General features: G+C 70.8%; 17 protein-coding genes. 15 read left to right on the top strand and 2 right to left on the bottom strand.

Annotated elements, in window-relative coordinates:
• The first annotated feature begins 380 nt into the window (after positions 1–380).
• From AMK16_RS31835 to AMK16_RS31790, 10 genes are all read left to right on the top strand, one after another.
• Entirely contained in the window at positions 381–1,583 is a 1,203-nt protein-coding gene (locus AMK16_RS31835) for an IS701 family transposase (protein ID WP_073920807.1), read from the top strand.
• 99 nt (positions 1,584–1,682) lie between these two features.
• A complete protein-coding gene (locus AMK16_RS31830; RefSeq protein WP_073920806.1) occupies positions 1,683–2,126 on the top strand; it encodes a winged helix-turn-helix transcriptional regulator in 444 nt (147 codons plus the stop codon).
• 175 nt (positions 2,127–2,301) lie between these two features.
• Positions 2,302–3,291, top strand: a complete 990-nt coding sequence (locus AMK16_RS31825; protein ID WP_073920841.1) for a DUF1702 family protein — start codon at positions 2,302–2,304, stop codon at positions 3,289–3,291.
• Between the two features lie 152 nt (positions 3,292–3,443).
• On the top strand, positions 3,444–4,430 hold the full coding sequence (locus AMK16_RS31820) for a DUF1702 family protein (RefSeq protein ID WP_073920805.1): 987 nt from the start codon (positions 3,444–3,446) through the stop codon (positions 4,428–4,430).
• 56 nt (positions 4,431–4,486) lie between these two features.
• Positions 4,487–6,340, top strand: a complete 1,854-nt coding sequence (locus AMK16_RS31815; RefSeq protein ID WP_073920804.1) for a CRTAC1 family protein — start codon at positions 4,487–4,489, stop codon at positions 6,338–6,340.
• 2 nt (positions 6,341–6,342) lie between these two features.
• Positions 6,343–7,458 (top strand): enediyne biosynthesis protein, encoded by a 1,116-nt coding sequence (locus tag AMK16_RS31810; RefSeq protein WP_073920803.1) that lies wholly within the window; start codon positions 6,343–6,345, stop codon positions 7,456–7,458.
• Positions 7,455–13,373 (top strand): type I polyketide synthase, encoded by a 5,919-nt coding sequence (locus tag AMK16_RS31805; protein WP_073920802.1) that lies wholly within the window; start codon positions 7,455–7,457, stop codon positions 13,371–13,373. The genes AMK16_RS31810 and AMK16_RS31805 overlap by 4 nt, the downstream gene beginning before the upstream one ends.
• 3 nt (positions 13,374–13,376) lie before the next feature.
• The gene (locus AMK16_RS31800) at positions 13,377–13,835 is read left to right on the top strand and encodes an acyl-CoA thioesterase (protein ID WP_073920801.1); all 459 of its coding nucleotides are present in this window, start codon (positions 13,377–13,379) and stop codon (positions 13,833–13,835) included.
• The gene (locus AMK16_RS31795) at positions 13,832–14,377 is read left to right on the top strand and encodes a flavin reductase family protein (protein ID WP_073920800.1); all 546 of its coding nucleotides are present in this window, start codon (positions 13,832–13,834) and stop codon (positions 14,375–14,377) included. Before AMK16_RS31800 ends, AMK16_RS31795 begins: the two co-directional genes overlap by 4 nt.
• Positions 14,374–15,723 carry a cytochrome P450 gene (locus AMK16_RS31790; RefSeq protein ID WP_073920799.1) on the top strand — a complete coding sequence of 450 codons (1,350 nt, stop codon included), beginning with the start codon at positions 14,374–14,376 and terminating at the stop codon, positions 15,721–15,723. The genes AMK16_RS31795 and AMK16_RS31790 overlap by 4 nt, the downstream gene beginning before the upstream one ends.
• Before the next feature lie 80 nt (positions 15,724–15,803).
• On the opposite strand, the gene AMK16_RS31785 is transcribed toward AMK16_RS31790, so the two are convergent.
• On the bottom strand, positions 15,804–16,574 hold the full coding sequence (locus AMK16_RS31785) for a helix-turn-helix domain-containing protein (RefSeq protein WP_073920798.1): 771 nt from the start codon (positions 16,572–16,574) through the stop codon (positions 15,804–15,806).
• A gap of 42 nt (positions 16,575–16,616) precedes the next feature.
• Positions 16,617–17,573 (bottom strand): ParB/RepB/Spo0J family partition protein, encoded by a 957-nt coding sequence (locus tag AMK16_RS31780; RefSeq protein WP_242439019.1) that lies wholly within the window; start codon positions 17,571–17,573, stop codon positions 16,617–16,619.
• A 421-nt stretch (positions 17,574–17,994) separates the two neighbouring features.
• On the opposite strand from AMK16_RS31780, the gene AMK16_RS31775 reads away from it, so the two are divergent.
• The 5 genes from AMK16_RS31775 (at position 17,995) to epsC (ending at position 22,441) form a co-directional block, all read left to right on the top strand.
• Entirely contained in the window at positions 17,995–18,582 is a 588-nt protein-coding gene (locus AMK16_RS31775; RefSeq protein ID WP_073920797.1) for a DUF5987 family protein, read from the top strand.
• The gene (locus AMK16_RS31770; RefSeq protein WP_073920796.1) at positions 18,579–20,240 is read left to right on the top strand and encodes an FAD-dependent oxidoreductase; all 1,662 of its coding nucleotides are present in this window, start codon (positions 18,579–18,581) and stop codon (positions 20,238–20,240) included. The genes AMK16_RS31775 and AMK16_RS31770 overlap by 4 nt, the downstream gene beginning before the upstream one ends.
• Positions 20,241–20,349: 109 nt before the next feature.
• A complete protein-coding gene (locus AMK16_RS31765) occupies positions 20,350–21,153 on the top strand; it encodes a TIGR03084 family metal-binding protein (protein WP_073920795.1) in 804 nt (267 codons plus the stop codon).
• A gap of 98 nt (positions 21,154–21,251) precedes the next feature.
• Positions 21,252–21,842 carry a prephenate dehydrogenase/arogenate dehydrogenase family protein gene (locus AMK16_RS31760; RefSeq protein WP_073920794.1) on the top strand — a complete coding sequence of 197 codons (591 nt, stop codon included), beginning with the start codon at positions 21,252–21,254 and terminating at the stop codon, positions 21,840–21,842.
• A gap of 5 nt (positions 21,843–21,847) precedes the next feature.
• Complete coding sequence (gene epsC, locus AMK16_RS31755; RefSeq protein ID WP_073920793.1) at positions 21,848–22,441, top strand: serine O-acetyltransferase EpsC; 594 nt, start codon at positions 21,848–21,850, stop codon at positions 22,439–22,441.
• The last annotated feature ends 33 nt before the right edge of the window (positions 22,442–22,474 follow it).

Genomic DNA, 22,474 nt, shown 5'->3' with positions numbered 1-22,474 from the left:
CCGGGCGCAAGAGGGGCGTGGTTCCGTACCGTCGGCGCACTGATCCGGATTTTTTTCTTGAGTCTGACTTCACGTTAGAGAACCATCCTTCAGCGCCGTGCGGACCGGGCGCAAGGCGGAGTTGGCCAAGATGTACTGGAACTCCAGAGGGCATCAAGTCCCACTGTGTAGGGGGTGTCGGCGGCCTCGGCGACGGCGGCTCGGTGGCCGCCGCGGTACTCCTGGGTGGGGCCGTGACTGTGCTGCGGTGAACGCCGGACGCGGGGGCCCGACTTGGCGAAGTGGTCCAAGAACTCTCCTGAGTCGCAAAAAAAAGAGGGCGTTCGCTATTCTTTCATGGTGGTCGCCGGCCGTCGGCAGACACCAGGAGGGAACGCGCCATGGTCATGCACGCCTTGATGAGCTCCAGAGCCTCGATGCCCGTGTTCGCGGAGCGGGTCTTCGAGTGTCTGCCGAGGATGGATCAGCGCCGGTGGGCGCAGATGTACGTGCAGAGCCTGCTCATCACTCCCGGCAAGAAGTCCGTGCGGCGCCTGGCAGCTGCGGTCTGCGACTCGCCCACGGCCTCGCAGTCCCTGCACCAGTTCGTCAACGCCAGCCCCTGGGACTGGGCGCCGGTCCGCGGCGAACTCACCCGCTGGACCGAGCGGGAGATGGCCCCGAGCGCCTGGGTGCTCGACCTCGCGGTGCTGCGCAAGCGCGGGGAGCACTCCTGCGGCGTGCACCGCCGCTTCGTTCCCGCGACCGGACGTTCCGTCACCTGCCAGGTGGGCGTGGGCGGGTTCCTGGCCACGCAGGACAGCGCGGTCCCCGTCGACTGGCGCCTGCTGCTCCCCGGTTCCTGGATCAAGGACCCCGCGCGCCGTCAGCGCACCAAGATCCCCGCCGAGGCCGGCCCGCGCTCGCTCGAACAGCACGCGCTCGACGTCGTCGACAGCCTCGCCGACGCCAGCCGCACCGCGCCCGTGCCGGTCGTCGCCGACCTCGGGGATTCGACGGGGGCGGCCACGCTCGTGCGGGGCCTCTCCCAGCGCGGCCGGGACTTCGTCGTCTCCGTCCCCGGCAGCCTGCACGTGCTGGCCGGCCGTCACCTGCGGCTGCACCGGCCCGGCACCGCCGACGGCCGGGGCATGCTGCTCGCTGCCCGCAGCCTCTTCGAGCTCGACGCGGCGGGCCTGACCCGGATCGAGACGGTGGGTCCGTGGGGCGGTGGCCCGGGACGGCACAGCACCGTCATGTCGTGCTTCGTGCGACTGCCCGAGCCGACGGCGGCCGGGACGCAGGTGCACCGCACATACCGGCTGTTCGCCGTGCGCTCCGAGCGCGCCCGCCAGCCCGTCAAGCTGTGGCTGACCAACCTCACCCACGCCCGGACCGAAGAGGTCCTGGGGCTGACGCGGCTGATGGACCGCAGCGCGGAAGCCGTGCGGGAGCTGGAGGACGACTTCGGCCTCCTCGACTTCGAAGGCCGCTCGTTCCCGGGCTGGCATCACCACATGACGCTGGTGTCGGCCGCCCACGCCTACCGCAGGTTCGGCCGGCCGGGCGGCGACGGCGGGGAACCACTGCTGGAGGCCGCCTGACGGTCCGTCCGACGCCACGTCCGGCGCCCGCACGCATCCGCTCCAGCCGTCCGGTCGCCGGTCCTTTCACGAAACTCGTGGCGTGCATAGGGTGAAAGAATGCTGAAACACACGTACGACGGGCAGGACTGCAACCTCGCCCGCACGCTGGAGGTGGTCGGCGAGCGCTGGACGCTGCTGATCGTGCGCTCGGCACTCCTCGGCATCAAACGCTTCGACGGTTTCCTGGGCAACCTCGACATCGCCCGCAACGTCCTGACCAACCGGCTCGCCCGGCTCGTCGAGCACGGGCTCATGGAACGGGTTCCCTACCAGGACAAGCCCGTCCGCTACGAGTACCGGCTCACCCCGACCGGGCGGGACCTCACCCGGGCGGTGATCGCCCTCATGCAGTGGGGCGACCGGAACCTGCCCCAGGAGCTCGGCCCGCCGCGCCGTGCCGACCACATCGGCTGTGACGGGACGGTCCACATCGAGCTGCACTGCACCCAGTGCGGCCGCCGGGTGCATGACGAGGAAGTGGACGTGCGGCTCATCCGCTGACCGCTGACCGCCCACTCGTCAGCCGTGCCTGCCCCCCCGCGCCCGAGTTGGCCAAGTCCGTTCGGGGCGGACCGGTCGGGCCGGATGCGCACGGACGGAGATGCCCGGCCCGTGCCTGGGCGCACACGATGTGGCCTCCGGCCGCCGGCAGGGCGGCCCGTACGAGGAGGCGTCCGTGCCCGCACTGGGAGCACTGCGCAGGCTGGCCATGGCCCCGTCCCTGGACGAAGTGAGCTTCGCTGGACGCGGATTCACCGTGGAACCGAACGCGCGCACCCGCAAGCTCGAGGCCGTGCCGCAGGCGGTCGTCACCGGGTTCGAGTGGGGCATCGAGGACCGCGACCTGGCGACGACCGAGCGCCGGCTCTCGCTGGTCGACCCCGAGGTGCAGGGCTTCGCGTACGAGGGCGCCACCATGGCCTGCGCGATCCGCGACACCATGGGACCCGGCAGAGGCCACCGCACCCGCGACCTGTTGCAGGGGGGCGGCAAGCGGCACATCTTCCTCAACTACATCGGCATCGGCTTCGCCATGGCCAAGCTGCCCCGCCCGCTGTGGAAGAAGCTCGTACCGGACCTGAACGAGCCCGAGTACTACCCGGCCATGAGCTGGCTGTGCGTCGACGGGTACGGCTTCGACCGCGCCTACTTCGACACCGAGCGGTGGGTCGGCGGGCAGCGCCTGGACACCCCCTACCTGTGGGACGGCGACGCGGACTACTTCCAGCGCGCCTTCGACCAGGGCGTCGGACGGGCCCTGTGGTTCATCCACGGCGGCCACGTCGCCCACGTCTCGGCCGCCGTGCGCGCCTTCGCCGCGCAGCGCCAGGGTGACCTGTGGAGCGGCGTCGGCCTGGCCGCGACCTTCGCCGGCGGTACCACCGCCGCGGACCGCGCCGCGCTGCGCGACGAGGCGGGAGAGGACCGGGACCACCTCGCGCAGGGCTCGGTCTTCGCCACCAAGGCACGCCACCACGCGGGCTTCGTCCCCGAGCACAGCAGGGCAGCCGCCGAAGCCTTCACGGGCCTCGGCGTGGAGGCCGTCGCACGGCTCGCCGACGACACCGCGGCGAACGCGCCGGAGGCCGGCGTCGGGCCCGCCTACGAGGTGTGGCGCCGCAATGTCCGGGCGCAATTGCACACCTCCGCGGCAACGCTCGTCTGACGCTCCGCTGGCCCGCGACGATTGACGCTCCGCGGGCCCGCGACGATTTTCAGACCAATTGAGCACGGCGGAAGTAGAAGCCTTCCCGGGCCCTGGATAGATTCCCGTTTGCTGGGGGGTTTCAGGTTCTCAATGAGGGGCGGTCTACTTCGGTGTCCACTGTATTTGGTGCGCTACGGCGTCGGGTTCTCACACCTCCTGTTTCCGAGACGACGATGGAGGTGCGCGGGTTCCACGTGAAGAATCCGGAAGCCAAGGCGCGTCTGGAGAACATCGGCGAGGTGTTCCTGCGGGGATATGCCTACGCCGTGGAGGCCGGTTCGCCGGCCGAAGCCGAGGACATGCTGGAGACCGTCCCGCGGGACATGCGCGGCTTCGCCTACGAGGGCGCGGGCATGGGCGCGGCTGTGTACGACTCGCTGCCGGGCCACAGCGGCCGGCTCGACGGCCTGCTGAACGGCAAGGGCCGGCAGCACGACTACATGATCTACGTCGGGGTCGGCTGGGCGATGGCCCGCCTGCCCAAGCTCCTGTGGCCGGACATCAGGAAGACCGACCCGCTGCTGCGCTGGCTCGCCCTGGACGGCTACGGCTTCCACCAGGCCTACTTCAAGACCGACTCCTACGTGCGCACGCCCGCCGCCGAGCACCCGTTCAGCTGGTACGGCGGGCACAACCACTACACGCCGAACGCCATCGACCAGGGCATCGGCCGCGCGCTGTGGTTCGTCGGCGGCACCGACCCCGATGTCGTGACCGACCTGATCGCCTCCTATCCCAAGGAGCGGCACAGCGATCTGTACGCCGGCGCCGGCCTCGCCTGCACGTACGCGGGTGGTGTCACCGAGGCCGAGCTCGCGCGCTTCGTCGAGGGCGCCGGGGAGCACCGCTGGTCGCTCGCCCAGGGCTCCGCCTTCGCGATCGAGGCCCGCATCAAGGCCGACACGATCATCGACCACACCCACCTCGCCGCCCGCGTCGTCTGCGGTACGACCGCCGAGCAGGCGGCCGGGGTCTGTGTCCGGCTGCGCCCCGCCACCCAGGGCCAGGGCGACTCTCCCGCCTACGAATCGTGGCGCCGCGGCGTCTCCGCCGAGCTTTCTTCCCTCTCTCTCACCCGGAAAGGTGCCGACCAGTGACGGCCAAAAAGAACTGGGCGCATAGGAATGCGCCAGGAATTGTCGCTCTTGCCCTGATGGTCGGCACTTTCTACGGTGTTCGCCTGCCCGTTTCCTCGGCGGCCGAGACCGAGAAGATCGCGAAGAATTTCGGTTTCGAGTCGCTGTCGATCGCGATGCCCTCCGGATTTCCCAAGCAGGAAGTCCGAAAGGTCAACAAGGCATACCGGCACATCGAGGGATGGATCTCCTCGGTCGGCGCCGGAATCGCGGTCAACGACATCGACGGCGACGGCCTGCCCAACGACCTGTGCGTGAACGACCCGCGGATCGACCAGGCGGTCGTCACCCCGGCGCCGACGCGCAAGGACGGGGCGTACGCGCCGTTCGCGCTCGATCCCAAGCCGCTGGGCACCAGCACCACGATGGCGCCGATGGGCTGTGTGCCCGGCGACTTCAACGAGGACGGCGCGACCGACGTCCTCGTCTACTACTGGGGCCGCACGCCCGTCATCTTCCAGAACAAGAACGTGAAGGGCCAGCCGCTGTCGGCCGCCACCTTCACGCCCACCGAGCTGATCCCGGGCCAGCCGGGCGCGCTGTACACCGGCCCGCTGTGGAACTCCAACGCCGCCGCGGTGGCCGACTTCGACGGCGACGGCCACGACGACATCTTCATCGGCAACTACTTCCCCGACAGCCCCGTCCTGGATGACACCAAGGACGGCGACGTGGTCATGAACGAGTCGCTCTCCCACGCCCAGAACGGCGGCGGCGGCCACTTCTTCCGCTGGACGAAGGACGGGTACGAGAAGACCGACGACGCGATCCCGCAGGGGCTGAACCACGGCTGGACGCTCGGCGCCACCGCGGCCGACCTGGACGGCGACAACCTGCCGGAGGTCTTCCTCGCCCACGACTTCGGCACCTCGGGGCTGCTGTACAACAAGTCCAAGCCGGGCAAGATCGAATTCGGCGAGGTCAAGTCCGTGCACAGCGGCACCGTGCCCAAGTCGAAGGAGCTCGGACGCAGCTCCTTCAAGGGCATGGGAGCCGACTTCGGGGACCTGGACAACGACGGCCTGTACGACATGTTCGTCAGCAACATCACCACCTCCTTCGGCATCCAGGAGTCCAACTTCGCCTTCATCAACCAGGCGAAGAGCAAGGCCGAGCTCCAGGGCCGCTTCAAGGAGGGCGAGGCCCCGTACAAGGACGAGTCCGCCGACCTGGGCGTGGCCTGGTCCGGCTGGGGCTGGGACATCAAGACGGGTGACTTCGACAACGACGGCACCCTGGAGATCACCCAGGCGCTCGGCTTCGTCAAGGGCAAGACCAACCGCTGGCCCCAGCTCCAGGAGCTGGCCACCGCCAACGACGCCCTGACCTCGAACCCGACCTGGTGGCCCAATGTGCGCCACGGCGACGACCTGGCCGGCGGCCAGCACATGCGCTTCTTCTCCAAGGACAAGGACAGCGGACGCTACGTCGACCTGGCCAAGGCCCTCGGCATCGCCGAGCCCATTCCGACCCGCGGTATGGCCACGGGCGACGTCGACGGCGACGGCCGGCTCGACCTGGCGGTCGCCCGCCAGTGGGGCGAGCCCGTCTTCCTGCACAACGTCAGCGAGAGCACCGGTTCGTTCCTCGGGCTCAAGCTCGACCGCGAGTCCGGCTCGCCCGCGATCGGCGCCGAGGTCTGCGTCGAGCTGCCCGACGGCAGCATGCGCGTCGCCCGCGTCGACGGCGGCGGCGGCCACTCCGGCAAGCGCAGCAACGACGTCCACATCGGTCTCGGCGAGGGCATCAAGGGCCCGCTGCCCGTGAAGCTCACCTGGCGCGACCGCACCGGATCCGTCCACGAGCAGCAGCTGAAGCTCACGCCCGGCTGGCACAACGTCGAGCTCGGCACCCAGGCGAAGGAGAAGTGACCATGGCCGCAACCCTGACGGCGCTACCCGCCCCCGCGGGCCCGCGCCACAACCCCAAGGTCGTCACCGCGCTCCGCCGGTTCGCGATCTCCATCTCGGTGCTCAACATCGTCGGCTACACGGTGCTCGGCTTCGAGCAGCCCTGGACCTGGCCGTTCATCGCGCTGGCCACCTCCTACACCCTGGAGATCATCCTGGAGGTGCTCGGCGCCCGCTCCGAGGGCCGTGACCCCCGCTTCCGCGGCGGCGGCATCAAGGGCCTGATGGAGTTCCTCTTCCCGGCCCACATCACCGCCCTCGCGGTGAACATGCTGACCTACGTGAACGACCGCGTCTGGGTCATGGTCTTCGGCGTCATCGTCGCCGTCGGCACCAAGTGGGTGCTGCGCGCCCCGGTCAAGGGCCGGATGCGGCACTTCATGAACCCGTCGAACTTCGGCATCGCGGTCATCCTGGTGCTCTTCCCGTGGGCGTCGATCGCGCCCCCGTACCACTTCACCGAGTACCTCGACGGCGGCTTCGACTGGCTCGTCCCGGCGATCATCATCTCGCTCGGCACGCTGCTCAACGCCAAGCTGACCGAGCGGATGTGGCTCATCCTGGCCTGGGTCGGCGGCTACGCCCTCCAGGCGGTCGTCCGCGGTCTGATCTTCGACACCTCCATCCCCGCGGCCCTCGCGATGATGACCGGTGTGGCCTTCGTGCTCTTCACGAACTACATGATCACCGACCCCGGTACGACGCCCTCCACCAAGTGGGGCCAGATCGCCTTCGGCGGCGGCGTCGCCACCATGTACGGCGTCCTGACCGCCCTGCACGTCGTCTACGGCATCTTCTTCGCCACCGCGCTGGTCTGCGCCATCCGCGGCGCCTTCTTGTGGAGCGCCGACGTCGTCGCCAAGCGGCGCGCGGCCGAGGCCGCCGACCAGGCCGCCGCGGGCAAGGCCGAGGCCGTCACCGCCGTGCTGCCGGCCCAGCGGGCCTGCGGCTGCACCGGCGAGTGCGCCTGCCCCGCCCCCGTCGAGGCCGCCGCGTGCCCCAACGGGTGCGCCGAGCCCTGCGCCTGCCCCGCCCCCGCGGAGAAGACCGGCCAGGAAAAGATAGCGGTGGCCGCATGACACGCATCGCCATCGTCGGCATGGCCTGCCGCTACCCCGACGCCGCCACCCCGGGCGAGCTCTGGGACAACGCCGTCGCCGGCCGGCGGGCCTTTCGCCGGCTGCCCGACGAGCGGATGCGCCTGGACGACTACTGGGACTCCGACCCGGCCACTCCGGACACCTTCTACGCCCGCAACGCCGCGGTGCTGGAGGGCTACGAGTTCGACCGCATCGCCCACAAGATCGCCGGGAGCACCTTCCGCTCCACCGACCTCACCCACTGGCTCGCCCTGGACACCGCCGGGCGCGCGCTGGCCGACGCCGGCTTCCCGGCCGGCGAGGGCCTGCCGCGCGAACGCACCGGCGTCATCGTCGGCAACACCCTCACCGGCGAGTTCGCCCGCGCCAATGTGATGCGGCTGCGCTGGCCCTACGTACGGCGCGTGATGGCCGAGGCCCTCGCGGGCCAGGAGGACTGGGACGAGGAGCGCGTCGCGGAGTTCCTCGGCGACGTCGAGGCCGCGTACAAGGAGCCCTTCCCGGCCATCGACGAGGACACCCTCGCCGGCGGCCTGTCCAACACCATCGCGGGCCGCATCTGCAACCACTTCGACCTCAACGGCGGCGGCTACACCGTCGACGGCGCCTGCTCCTCCTCGCTCCTGTCCGTCACCACGGCGGGCACCTCGCTCGTCAACGGAGACATCGACGTCGCCGTCGCGGGCGGCGTGGACCTGTCGATCGACCCCTTCGAGATCATCGGCTTCGCCAAGACGGGCGCGCTCGCCAAGGGCGAGATGAAGCTCTACGACCGGGGCTCCAACGGCTTCTGGCCCGGTGAGGGCTGCGGAATGATCGTCCTGATGCGCGAGGAGGACGCCCTCGCGGGCGGCCACCGCATCTACGCGACGATCGCGGGCTGGGGCGTGTCCTCCGACGGCCAGGGCGGCATCACCCGCCCCGAGGTCAGCGGCTACCAGCTGGCCCTGCGGCGCGCCTACGAACGCGCCGGATTCGGCATCGAGACCGTCCGCCTCTTCGAGGGCCACGGCACCGGCACCGCCGTGGGCGACGCCACCGAGCTCACCGCCCTCATGGGCGCCCGGGCCGAGGCAGACCCCCAGGCGCCGGTCGCCGCGATCACCTCCATCAAGGGCATGATCGGCCACACCAAGGCCGCCGCCGGCGTCGCGGGCCTGATCAAGGCGGCCCTGGCCGTCGACAACCAGACCCTGCCGCCGGCCATCGGCACCGTCGATCCGCACGAACTCCTCACGCAGGACGGCGCCAACCTCAAGGTACTGCGCAAGGCCGAGGCATGGCCGAAGGGCGCGCCCCGCCGCGTGGGCATCACCGCCATGGGCTTCGGCGGCATCAACACGCACGTCGTCCTGGACGAGCCGGCCAGCCGGCGCCGGGCCGCCGCGAGCCGCCGCTCCGCCGCACTGGCCAGCTCCCCCCAGGACAGCGAGCTGCTGCTGCTGGAAGGCGACTCGCCGCGCGGGCTGCTCGCCCGGGCCGGAGAGGTCTCCCGCTTCGTCGCCCGCGTCTCCTACGGCCAGGTCTCCGACCTCGCCGCGACCCTCCAGCGCGAACTGCGCGGCCTGCCCTACCGCGCGGCGATCGTCGCGTCCTCGCCCGAGGACGCCGAGCGCCGCCTGCAGCACCTGTCCGACCTGCTGGAGTCGGGGGAGACCTCGCACACGTCGGCCGACGGGCGCAGCTTCCTCGGCAAGGCGAACGGACGCGGTCGCATCGGCTTCCTCTTCCCGGGCCAGGGCTCCGGCAAGGGCACCGGCGGGGGCGCCCTGCGCCGCCGCTTCCCGGAGGCCGCCGAGGTCTTCGACCGGGCCGGCCTTCCGGCCACCGGCGACATGGTCGCCACCGACGTGGCGCAGCCCCGTATCGCCACCGGCTCCGCCGCGGGCCTCAGGGTCCTGGACTCGCTGCGCCTGGAGGCGTCGCTCGCCGTCGGGCACAGCCTCGGCGAGCTGTCGGCCCTGCACTGGGCCGGCGCCCTCGACGAGGAGACGCTGCTGGACGCGGCACGGGTGCGCGGCAAGGCGATGGCCGAGCACAGCGCCTCGGGCACCATGGCCTCCCTGGGCACCGACCCGGAGCAGGCCGGGCAGCTCATCGCCGGCCTGACCGCCGTCATCGCGGGCTACAACGGCCCCCGGCAGACGGTCGTGGCCGGTCCCGTCGAGGAGATCGAGGAGATCCAGCGCCGCGCCGAACGGGCGGACGTCAGCTGCACGCGGCTCGCCGTCTCGCACGCCTTCCACTCGCCGCTGGTCGCCCCGGCCGCCGCGGCGTTCGGCAACTGGCTCGCGGGCGCCCGCTTCGGCCCCGTCTCCGGGAAGGTCGTCTCGACCGTCACCGGCGCCGAACTGGAGCGCCGCACCGACGTGGTGGAGCTGCTGAGCCGCCAGATCACCGACCCGGTCCGCTTCACCCAGGCGGTGCAGGCGGCCGCGGCCGAGGTCGACCTGTTCGTCGAGGTGGGCCCGGGCCGGGTGCTCAGCGGCCTGGCCCAGGCGACGACCGGGATCCCGGCGCTCTCGCTGAACACCGACGACGAGTCGCTGCGGCCGCTGCTCCAGGTGGCCGGCGCGGCGTTCGTCGCGGGCGCCCCCGTCGCGCTGGACCGGCTCTTCCAGGACCGCCTGATCAAGCCGTTGGAGGTCGGGCAGGAGTTCAGCTTCCTGACCAGCCCCTGCGAGCAGCCGCCCAAGTCCGCCCAGTCCGCCCAGGCCGCCGAGCACCGCACCCCGGCGGCGGCGCCGGCCGCGGACTCGGCGCAGAAGGCGGCCAAGGCCGCCAAGGCGATCAAGGCGGCGAAAGCCGTGAAGGCGCTGAAGGCCGCCGAGGCCGTGCAGGAGCCGACTCCCGACCCGGCAGCGTCGTCCTCGGACGGCGACGCCGCGCTCGAAATCCTGCGCAACCTGGTCGCCGAGCGCGCCGAACTCCCGGCCGACCTCGTGGATCCGGCCAGCCGGCTCCTGGACGACCTGCACATGAGCTCCATCACCGTGGGCCAGATCGTCAACCAGGCGGCGTCCCACCTGAAGATCCCCGCGTCGCAGGTCCCGACCAACTTCGCGACGGCCACCCTGGCGGAACTCGCCGAGGCCCTGCAGATCCTCGCCAGCACCGGCGGGGCCGAGCAGAACGACGAGGCACCCCCAGTGGTCGCCGGTGCGGCGACCTGGGCCCGGCCCTTCGCCGTGGACCTCGACGAGATCGCCCGGCCGCGCACGGCTCCGACGGAGGCCGGCGGCTCCTGGGAGCTGTTCGCCCCCGAGGGCGGTGCGCATGCCGAACGGCTCCGGCAGGAGCTCGAACAGGCGGGTGTCGGCTCCGGCGTGCTCGCCGTACTGCCCAAGGGGATCTCCCAGGAGCAGATGTTCCAGATCCTGGACGTCGCCAAAAGCGCGCTGACGGGCCGCCGCGACCGCAGGTTCGTCCTGGTCCAGGACGGACGCGGAGCGGCGGGTCTTGCCAAGACGCTCTACCTGGAGGCACCGCACCTGCGCACCACCATCGTCCACACCCCGATGACGGACGACGCGGTGGAACGAGTGCTGGCCGAGGTGGCCGCAACCACCCGGTTCACCGAGGTCCACTACGACGAGGACGGCGTGCGGCGCGTCCCGACGCTGCGGGCCCTGCCCGCGGCGCAGGAACGTGAGGACGCGCCGCTGAACGCCTCGGACGTCCTGCTCGTGACGGGCGGCGGCAAGGGCATCTCCGCGGAGTGCGCCCTGGCCGTGGCCCGGAAGACCGGTACGAAGCTGGCCGTGCTCGGCCGCTCCGACCCGGCTGACGACCGAGAACTCGCCGACAACCTCCGGCGCATGGCTGACGCCGGCGTCGGCGTGCACTACGCCCGGGCCGACGTCACCGACGCCGGCCAGGTGCGGGGCGCCGTCGCCGAGCTCGAAGGCGCGCTCGGCAAGATCACCGGCCTGCTGCACGGCGCCGGCCGCAACGAGCCGAACGGCCTGGTCCACCTGGAGGCCGACGACTTCCGGCGCACCTTCGCCCCGAAGGTCGACGGCCTGCGCACCGTCCTTGACACCGTCGGCGCCGGCAATCTCAAGCTGCTGGTCGCCTTCGGCTCCATCATCGGCCGGGCGGGCCTGCGCGGCGAGGCGCACTACGCGACCGCCAACGAATGGCTGGCCGACCTCACCGAGGAAGTCGCCCGCACACACCCGCAGGTGCGCGCACGCTGCATGGAATGGTCGGTGTGGTCCGGCGTCGGCATGGGCGAAAAACTCTCCGTCGTCGAGTCGCTCAACCGTGAGGGCATCACCCCCGTCTCCCCGGACCAGGGGGTGGCGATCCTGCTGCGGCTGATCTCCGACCCGGACGCACCCGTCGTCAGCGTCATCAGCGGCCGTACCGAGGGCATCGACACAGTGCGCCGTGACCTGCCCGCCCTGCCGCTGCTGCGTTTCACCAGCAACCCGCTGGTGCGGTACCACGGCGTGGAGCTCGTCACCGAGGTCGAGTTGAACGCGGGCACCGACCCGTACCTCGCCGACCACCTGCTCGACGGCAACCTGCTGATGCCCGCCGTGATGGGCATGGAAGCCATGGTCCAGGTCGGGGCCGCGGCCACCGGCCGGAGCACCACTCCCGTCATCGAGGGCGCCAAGTTCCTGCGGCCCATCGTGGTCCCGCCGAACGGCAGCACCCGCATCCGCATCGCCGCGACCGTGACCGGCACCGACACCGTCGACGTGGCCATCCACGCCGAGGACACCGGTTTCGTCGCCGACCACTTCCGCGCACGGCTGGTCTACACCGAGGTCCCGGCGCCGGAGGGTCCCCCGCTCCAGGTACCGGCCGACACCCCACTGGTACCCCTGGACCCGGCCAGGGACCTCTACGGCAGCGTCCTGTTCCAGGGCGCGCGCTTCCAGCGCCTGAGCCGCTTCCACCGGGCCGCTGCCCGGCACGTGGACGCCGACGTGGACGTACAGCGCACGCCACAGAACTGGTTCGCCGGCTTCCTGCCCGGTGAGCTCCTGCTCGCCGACCCGGGCATGCGCGACGCGCTCATGCACGGCAACCAGGTGTGCGTCCCCGACGCCACCCTCCTGCCGTCGGGCGTGGAGCGCATCCATCCGCTCGGCAACGGTCCGCACGTGCCGGACAAGCTCCGGTACGCCGCGATCGAGCGCAGCCGTGACGGCGACACGTACGTGTACGACATCGCGGTCCGCGCCGAGGACGGCACCGTCGTCGAGCGCTGGGAGGGCCTGACCCTGCACGCGGTGCGCAAGACGGACGGATCCGGCCCCTGGGTCGCCCCGCTGCTCGGCCCGTACCTCGAACGCACGTTGGAGGACGTCCTGGGCGCCCGCATCGCCGTCGCGGTCGAGCCGCACGGCGAGTCGCCGGCCGGCTCGGTCTCACAGCGCCGCAGCTTCACCGCGGACGCGGCGGCCCGGGCCATGGGGGCTCCGGTGACGGTCAACCACCGTCCCGACGGCCGTCCCGAGCTGGAGGGGAGCCGGCACATGTCCATGTCGGCGGCCCACGGCCTGGGCGTCACCGTCAGCGCGGTCTCCGGCTCCGAGGTGGCCTGCGACATCGAGGCGGTCAGCATGCGGCCCGCCTCGGAGTGGCGCGGCCTGCTCGGCGAGCACACGCCGGTCGCCGAACTCGTCGCCAAGGAGACGGGTGAGGCGCCGGACACCGCTGCCACCCGTGTGTGGAGCGCCTCCGAGTGCCTGAAGAAGGCAGGGATCTACGTGGGCGCACCGCTCACGGTGCTGCCGAGCCGCAAGGACGCCTGGGTGGTCTTCGCCGCCGGCGACCTGCGGATCGCGACCTTCGTCACCGCACTGCGGGACGCACTGGAGCCCGCCGTCTTCGCCTTCCTGACCAACGAAGCAGACCTCATCGAAGGGCGGTCCTAGACCATGGCTGAAGACTACTTCGAGTACCTGCACACCGTCGGATTCGAGGAGACCAACCTCGTCGGGAACGTCTACTACGTGAACTACCTGCGCTGGCAGGGCCGGTGTCGGGAGCTGTTCCTGCAGAAGAAGGCGCCGGACGTGCTGGCCGAGGTGCAGGACGACCTCAAGCTGTTCACGCTGAAGGTGGACTGCGAGTTCTTTGCCGAGATCACGGCCTTCGACGAGCTGTCGATCCGGATGCGCCTGTCCGAGCTCGGTCAGACGCAGCTGGAGTTCACCTTCGACTACGTGAAGATCACCAGCGGTGTCGAGGTCCTGATCGCCCGGGGCCGCCAGCGCATCGCCTGCATGCGAGGCCCGAACACCAACACGGTGCCGTCGCTCATCCCCGAGGGCCTGGCACGGGCCCTGGAGCCGTACTCGGCGCGGAGCCGGGCCCTGTTGGGGCGAGCCGCATGACCGTCCTGACCGCCGCACTGCCGCAGGGTGTCGCCATCGGTGACCCCTCGCGGCTGCGGCGGGCCTTCGGGACCTTCGCCACCGGGGTCACCGTGGTGACGGTGGGGGGCGCCAGCCCGCGGGGCATGACGGCGAATTCCTTCACCTCTGTTTCCCTGGACCCGCCGCTGATCCTGGTGAGCGTCGGCAAGGAAGCGGTCATGCACCGCCGCCTCGCCGAGGCCGCCACCTTCTCGGTCTCGGTGCTCGGCGCCGGCCAGGAGGGTGTGGCCCGCCACTTCGCCGACCGTTCACGGCCCATGGGCGCCGGCCAGTTCGACGCCGTCGAATGGCTGCCCGGCCGCGCCGCCGACGCCCCCCTGATCGCGGGGGCGGCAGCGCACTTCGAGTGCGCCCAGTGGAGTGCGTACGACGCCGGCGACCACACCCTCTACCTGGGGGAGCTGCTCGCCGTGGACGAACTCCCGGACCGTGAGCCGCTGGTGTTCCACCGCGGCTCGTTCCGGGAACTCGTCCCGTCGCAGCTCGGGGGTGTGCGATGAGCGTGCACCCACCGGGTCCCCCTTTCTGGCAGCTTCCCGGACTGCTGCGCAAGCTCGCCGTGGACCGGCTCGCCATGATGCGGGACGCCGCCGGCCTCTCCGACGCCGTGCGCGTGTCGATGGGCCCGAAGAAGATGTACATCTTCAACCGCCCGGACTACGCCAAGCACGTCCTGGCCGACAACGCGGCCAACTACCACAAGGGCATCGGACTGGTGGAGTCCCGCAAGGTGCTCGGCGACGGCCTGCTCACCAGTGAGGGCGACCTGTGGAAGGCACAGCGCCGCAACGTGCAGCCCGCGTTCAAACCGGGCCGCATCGCCGCCCAGGCGGGCGTGGTGGCGGAGGAAGCCGGACGCCTGCTCGGCCTGCTGCGGCTACGGGCCGACGGAGGCGTGGTCGATCTGGTCCAGGAAGTCACCGGGCTCACCCTCGGGGTGCTCGGCAGGACCCTGATGGACACCTCCCTGGACGGGCACGAAGGGATCGCGCACGCCTTCGAGGCCGTGCAGGACCAGGCGATGTTCGACATGGTCACGCAAGGTCTGGTGCCCACCTGGGTGCCCTTCGCGACGCAGCGCCGCTTCCGCAGGGCCCGCGCCGAGCTGACGGCCACCGTCGACGAACTGGTCGCGGACCGCCGCACCCGCATGTCCGATGGTGAGAGCGCCGACGACGCGTTCTCCCGGATGATCGTCGCCGCCGCCAAGGAGAGCGACCCGGTCCTCGGCCGCAAGCGGCTCCAGGACGAACTCGTCACCCTGTTGCTCGCCGGACACGAAACCACGGCCAGCACGCTCGGCTGGACGCTGCTGCTCCTCGCCCGCCACCCGCACGTACGGGACCTCGTGCGCGAAGAAGCCCGCGCCGTGCTGGCCGGCGGCCGCCTGCCCGAGGTCGACGACCTGCACAAACTCTCGTACACGATGCAGGTCGTGCAGGAGGCCATGCGGCTGTACCCGCCGGTGTGGATCCTGCCGCGCATCGCCCAGCAGGCCGACGAGGTCGGCGGTTTCCCCGTGCCGGCCAAGGCCGACGTCTTGGTGTGCCCGTACACCCTGCACCGCCACCCGGACCTGTGGGAGGAGCCGCAGCGCTTCGACCCGAGCCGGTTCGAGTCCTCAAGGGTCGCCAACCGGCCCCGGTACGCCTACATCCCCTTCGGTGCGGGACCGCGGTTCTGCATCGGCAGCAACCTCGGGATGATGGAGGCGGTCTTCGTGACGGCACTGCTCACCCGGGACCTGGACCTGACCGTGGTGCCGGGGCACGAGGGCGTTGCCGAGCCCATGATGTCGCTGCGGATGCGCGGCGGACTCCCGATGACCGTCCGCAGGGCGGACTGACGCACGTAGTACCCATGACGAAGGGGCCGGCCGCGGTAAGACCACCGCGGCCGGCCCCTTCGTCATGCGTGGTCGGCGGGTCAGACGGCCTTGCGCTCGAGAGCGTTCATGCGCAGGTCGAGCAGGGCCATCAGGACCGGAGGCTCCAGGGCCTCCATCGGACGCAAGGTGACCTCGGCGGGCAGGAGCAGGGTGTCGGCGTGCGCGGTGACCGGCCCGTAGCGGCCCACGGAGACGGTGTCCTTGTCGCCGGTACCCGACGGCAGGTGTTCGTAGCTGTAGGGGACCGAGTGCACGAGCAGGTACCACGTGCCCGCCGGGATGTCGCGCAGCTCAAAGGAGCCGGGGCCGTCCAGGACGGAACAGCGGGTGGGCTGGCCCTGAGGGACGGGAGTGGGGAAGAGCCCGAGGAAGCAGTAGCCGGGATCGCGGTCCTCGGGAAAGACGATCTTTCCGCGCAGGGTGCTGCGCGTGGTGACGTCCTTGCCCGCGGGGTCGGTGTCGATGGACGGTGCGTACCCGCCCAATTCCCGGTACATGCTCGGAGAAACTCCGACGCACGACTTGAAACGTGAGCTGAAGGTGCCGACGCTGCTGTATCCGACCTGGCTGCTGATGTCCGCGACGCTGGATTTCGTGTCCACCAGGAGACGCTTGGCCTCCTGGAGCCGCAAAGCCGACAGAAAGCGTCCCGGCGACGTTCCGGTCACATCCCTGAATACGCGGGTGAAATGGAATTTGCTGAACATTGCGGTGCGCGCCATGTCGTCGATGGTCAGATCCTGGCCGAGGTTGACGTGCATATCGTTGATCACCCGGTGGACAGCGCTCTCAATGGCGGTGGAGGTCACCGTTTCTCCCTGTCGTTGAGTAATGGCGATGCGATGTCCCGGTCACTTCCGGGATTCCGGAGCGGGCTGGAGCGCGGCGGCGCCGGCAATGTCCGTCAGCCGGCGGCTGGCCAGTTCTTCCGCGAACCTGCGCCACGCGTGGGAGCACTGCAGGGCGAGCTCCGCCACGGTGGCCGTGGAGTGCGGGGGGACGGAGTCGACCTGCTGTCGCCAGGCGTCGTCCAGTACGAAGTGGGTGTGGAGCCAGCGCAGGAACTGGCGTCCCGACTCGGAGTGCCGCAAGGACGGATCACTCGTGAGCCCGCGCAGCATGTCCAGGGAGGTCCTGGTTCGCCCGGCGCCCGCGGGCGCCGGGCCGGCTCTCCTGGTGGGTACGGCGACGGCGTGCACGGCGTCGGGGCGGTCCGGGGCGTCCGTGGCGTGCACCCGTACGGGCGCGGACGGCTCGCGCTTCCCGGTGCCGCCCGAACCGGCTCCGCGCCGAGGTGCGGGAATCGGCGCCTCGCCGCGCAGCAGTCGTTGGCGTACGTCGTGAGCGGTACCGAGGGACAGACCGGTCTCCTTGACGATGGCGCGCAGGGGCAGATCGGGGTGGTTGGTCATCAACTCGGCGGCGCGCATGCGTTCCGCCGTCCGATCCAGGGGGTGGGCCTTGCCGTCGGCGCCGATCCGGGTGTTCGACCGCCGGACGTCCTCGGTTGAACCGCGGCGGATGACGGCGACGGTCTTCGCGTCGAGTCCGGTGTGGGTGGCCACGGCCCGGTCGGACATGTCGGCGTGGGAGCTGAGGATGCGCTCCGCGGCCGCTTTGCGTTCCGGCGTGGACAGGGGAAGCCCGTGGGCGACGTTCGCGGAGACCGAACGCAGAAAGGAATCCGTCTCGGGACCGTCGAAGTAGTGAACCTCGACGCTGTCCAGACCGCGCAGCACGGCGGCCGCGACCCGGTGCGAGCCGTCGATGATCCGCATCGTGGGCCGGTGGACGAGTATCGGCGGCAAGGATGTCTGTATTTCGGCGAGCCGTCGCACGTGACTCGCGTCCACGCCTGCCAGCCGGGGTGAATCCGCCGACTTCAGTGCGTCGATGCGGACCCGGTGGGTGAGATTCGTGGGCAGCTCCAGACTTCTGTCCGTGCTTTCCAACTTCTCCCCCCGTTCAACTCAAGGCGCACCGTGGCAAGCCGTTCCGGTCACCGCTGAAGGGGCCGGTAACTGCGGGAAACCTGGACGTCCCAAGGACAATAACCGGACGACCGTTTTTCTTGCGAACCGGAGAACTGCGAAGCCCCGACTTTGCCTAGTTTCATGAAGCAACCGACTGTTCGGTGAACTGAGCACGGTTGGTTGTTTGAAACGACCCAGTGGACCTACCTTCATCTCACGCCAGCAGGAAATCCCGACCGAACCGAAGGAGGACGAGATGCCGGCTGTGGAGGAAAGAGCCGAGCGCAGGGTCGATATCGGCCCCGACGCTGCTCTCACGCTTGAGGCTTACGCGGACACCATCGTCCCCGGCGAGAAGCGCTGGCCCGGAGACCGGGCCGTGGCCGGGGTGTCCACCGGCGGGGGAGCGGTTGCCGCCGGTGCCCTGGAGCTGCTGCGCTGGGACGCCACCGGCGTCCACGACGGCCTCGAAGACCTCGCGAAGCTGGTCAACGACCACACCCGGGCCTACGCCGCGGGACGGGAGCTGGCCCTGGACGAGACGGTGCCGCCCTTCGTGGCCCTCGACTACGAGGACCGGGTGCGGCTGATCGTGCAGCTGACGACTCCGGGCCACCCGGAGAAGGACTTCTGGGTCCTGCTGTCCCTCTTCTGCAACATGGCCTTCGACTCGGCCGCACACCTGCACACCGCCGAGGCCCTCGAAGACGGCCACCCGGGCCTCGAGGCCATGGGCATCACGAAGCCCGACGCCGACGGCCTGTGGCGGTTCCAGGACTTCGGCTACGGCCGCCAGCTCGCAGAACTGCACCCCGACACGACGCCCTCCGGGAGCCCAGCATGAGCAACACCACCGAGAAGACGGACGTCCTGGTCATCGGAAGCGGCTTCGGTGGCGCCATCGCGGCCTACCACCTCGCCGCCGGCGGTGCGAAGGTCACCGTGCTGGAGCGCGGACCCTGGCTGGAGAGCAAGGACTTCGAGCACGACTACAAGCTCGGCTCCTCCTACACGCGGGCCTTCGACTTCGTCGTCGGCGACGGGATGAGCGTGCTGGGCGGCAACTGCGTCGGCGGCGGCAGCGTCGTCTACTTCGCGGCCATGCCCCGCGCCCCCAAGTTCGTCTTCGACCGCAAGGGGAGCATCGGCCGCCGCATGTGGCCGCAGGCGGTGAGCCGCGAGACCCTCGACCCGTGGTACGACCGGATCGAGGAGTCCCTCTCCGTCACCAAGCAGGAGTGGAGCGACGTCTCCTACGCCGGCGGCCTCTGGGCGGCGGCGTGCAACCACTCCGGACGCACGGCCAACCCGCTCGCCGTCGCCATCGACAACTCCAAGTGCACCAACTGCAACTTCATGATGGCCGGATGCCGCTTCGAGGCGAAGCAGTCGCTCACCGTCAACTACCTCCCGGCCGCTATCGCCCACGGAGCGCAGATCCGCCCGCTGCACGAGGTGCAGTACCTGGCGCGGACCCCTGAGGGCGACTACCGGGTCCACTACAACATCGTGGACGACGTCGACTACCGCCTCCAGAACGGCTCCGGTGTGATCGAGGCGAAGATCGTCGTCATGGCCGCCGGCGCTGCGGCCACCCCCGTCATCCTCCAGCGCAGCGAGGCCCACCTCGGCAGCATGCCGCACGCCGTCGGACGCTACTTCTCCGGCAACGGCGAACGCCTCAACACCGCCATCCTCAACGAGGACAAGGTCGCCGAGATCCTCGGCCTGTCCCGCGGCGACGGCGAGCTGCCCTACGGCGCCAACGCGATCGGCAAGGGCCCGACCGTCGCCAGCTGGGACAAGCTCGACGGCTCCCTGCCCGAGTACTCCCGCTACTCCCTGGAACAGCTCTACTTCCCGCCGGGGCTCGGCACGATCCTCGCCCAGGTGCCCGACGCCACGGGTCCGACCTGGTTCGGCAAGGAGAAGAAGGAGATCCTCAAGAACTGGAAGTCCTGGCTCACGATCTTCTCGATGACCGAGGACGACAACGAGGGCGTCTTCGGTCCGCCGCCGGCCACCGGCAACGCCCACCGCATCTCCCAGCAGATGCTCGGCCGCGGCAACCTCTCGTACCAGCCGACGAAGAACACCTGGCACGGCTGGAACCAGTCCGACGCCGAGGTGAAGGAGATCATGGAGAAGGACGGTCTCGCCAAGGTGATGCCCTGGACCAACGACCTCGTCGGCGCCTACACGGTGCACCCGCTGGCCTCCTGCCGTATGGGTGACGACCCCAGCACGTCCGCGCTCGACCACACCAACGAGCTGCGCGGCCACGCCGGCATCTTCGTCACCGACGGCTCCGCGGTCCCCGGAGCACTGACCGTCAACCCGGCCATGACCATCGCTGCCGTCGCCGAGCGCGCCGTCCCCAGCATCGTGGCGGCGGCACAGCGCAAGGGCGTGGCAGTGACCTACGGGGCCCCGGCCCCGACCGGCTACAAGAGCGGCCGCAAGGGGGTCCTGCCCCTCCTGCCCCAGCTGGTCCGCGTCTAGCCGGTCCTGCCCCGGGGCGCGCTTTCAGCGCCGCCCGGTGAGTTGCTTCAAGAGACTTTGCACTTCCACTCAGTTGCTTCACGAAACTATTAGCGAAAGCGAGTACGACATGTCGCTCAACGACGTACTGAAGGTCCTGGCCGCCGACATCGACGAGGTCGAGAACCTCGTCCGGGACATCGACGAGGCCGACTGGGCCAAGCCGACCCCGGCGCCCGGCTGGAGCATCGCCGACCAGGTGGCGCACCTGACCTTCATCTTCCGCCTGGCCAAGACCGCGGCCGCCGACCCCGACACCTTCAAGGGCATCGCGGCCAAGGCCACCCAGAACTTCGACGGCGCCGTCAACGCGGCCCTCCAGCAGTTCAACGGCTTCCCGCCCAAGGAACTCCTCGCCCGTTTCCGCAGCGAGGGCGACGCCTCGGTCGAGGCCCTGGCCGCCGTCCCCGAGAACTCGGTGGTGCCGTGGCTCGTCAACCCGCTTCCGCCGACCGTGCTCGCCTCGGCCGGAATCATGGAGCTCTTCGGCCACGGACAGGACATCGCCGACGCCCTGGGCGTGCACCGCGAGCCCACCGACCGGCTCCGGCCGTTGGTTCAGTTCGCCGTCCTCACCCGTGACTTCGGCTACCTCGCCCACGACCTGACCCCGCCGGCCGAGCCCTTCCGCTTCGAACTGACCGCCCCGACCGGCGAGGTGTGGACCTACGGGCCCGAGGACGCTACCGAGAAGATCACCGGGCCGGTGCACGACTTCTGTCTCCTGGTGACCCGCCGCCGCCACCGCGACGACCTCGCCCTGACCGCCACCGGCCAAGAGGCCGAACGCTGGCTCGGCATCGCGCAGGCCTACCGCGGTCCCGCCGGCGAGGGCCGCAAGCCGGGCCAGTTCGCGGACCCGTGCTGCGACTGACCGGGCTCCGGACCACGCGCCGGGCCCCCCACCGACCGCCGGTCCCCGCCCCGCGGTACCAGCCCCACGCCACCGGCCGAAGCCCACCAGGAGAGACCATGACCAGTACGCCCCTGCGCAGCGTCACCGTGATCGGCTGCGGACCGACCGGCACTTCCATCGCCCTTGCCCTGACCCGCGCCGGGGTCGACGTCGCCCTGGCCGACAGCGACCCCCGGGCCCTGGACCGGGCCCTGCGCTCCGGCGCCGGCACCCTGCTCGTCCCCGGCGACCGGCCCGCCGACGTCGTGGTCGTGGCCACCGCGCCGGCCGCCGCCGCGGACGTCCTCTACGAGGCGCAGGCCCGCGGCCTGGGACGCGCCTACACGGATGTGGACGGGACCGACGAGTCGATGTGGCAGGAGGTCCTGCTACGGGGCTGCGACCAGTTCGGCTACGTCCCCGGACGGCCGCCGGGAGCACCGCGGACCGCGGGGCCCGAAACTCCCGCGGCCGACCGCTTCGAGGGCCGCCCGTGGGTCCTCGCGCCGGTCCCGGCCACCCCTGCCGGGGCCGTGGCCGCAGTCCGGGAACTCGTCGCCCTCTGCGGCGCGATCCGCCACCAGCTGCCGCCCGCCGCCCCGCCCCGGGGCATCACCTTCTGCCTCGAGCGGGTGGCCGTCGAGTCCGTCGCGCACAAGAGGAGCTGACGACCATGTACGCACAGCCCGGTCTGCTGAGCACCATGCGCGAGGACCTTGAGGTCGTCGTGGCCAGGGACCCGTCCATAGGCAGCCGATGGGAGGCCCTGCTGCACCCGGCGCTGCCGGCGCTGTGGGCCCACCGCGTCGCCCACCGGCTCTACCGGCGGGGCCTGCGCACGGCCGCCCGCCTCCTGGCCCGCGCCGCACGCAGGCGCACCGGGGTGGAGATCCACCCCGGTGCCGTCCTGGGCCGCCGCGTCTTCATCGACCACGGCGCTTCCGTCGTCATCGGCCAGACCGCCACCGTGGGCGACGACGTGACGATTTTTCAGCAGGTCACCCTGGGGGCCGTCGGCTGGTGGAGCGACAACGCACTGCCCGCCGGCCGGCGCCGTCACCCCTCGATCGGCAACGGGGTGGTCCTCGGCGCCAACGCGACGGTGCTCGGGCCGGTGACCGTCGGCGACCGCGCCCTGATCGGCGCCATGGCCACCGTCACCGAGGACATCGCCCCCGGAAGCCGGGTCTACGCGCCCCGCTCGGTGGTCAAGCCCGCCGCCCTCCCCGGCCCCGTGCGTCTGCTCGCCCAGGCCGCCTCGTGGTGACCGCCACCGTTCTCGCCGCCCACCGCCTCTTCC

The sequence above is a fragment of the Streptomyces sp. CB00455 genome, assembly GCF_001905445.1.
GTDB lineage: Bacteria > Actinomycetota > Actinomycetes > Streptomycetales > Streptomycetaceae > Streptomyces.
This window is presented reverse-complemented; position numbering and strand designations above follow the sequence as displayed.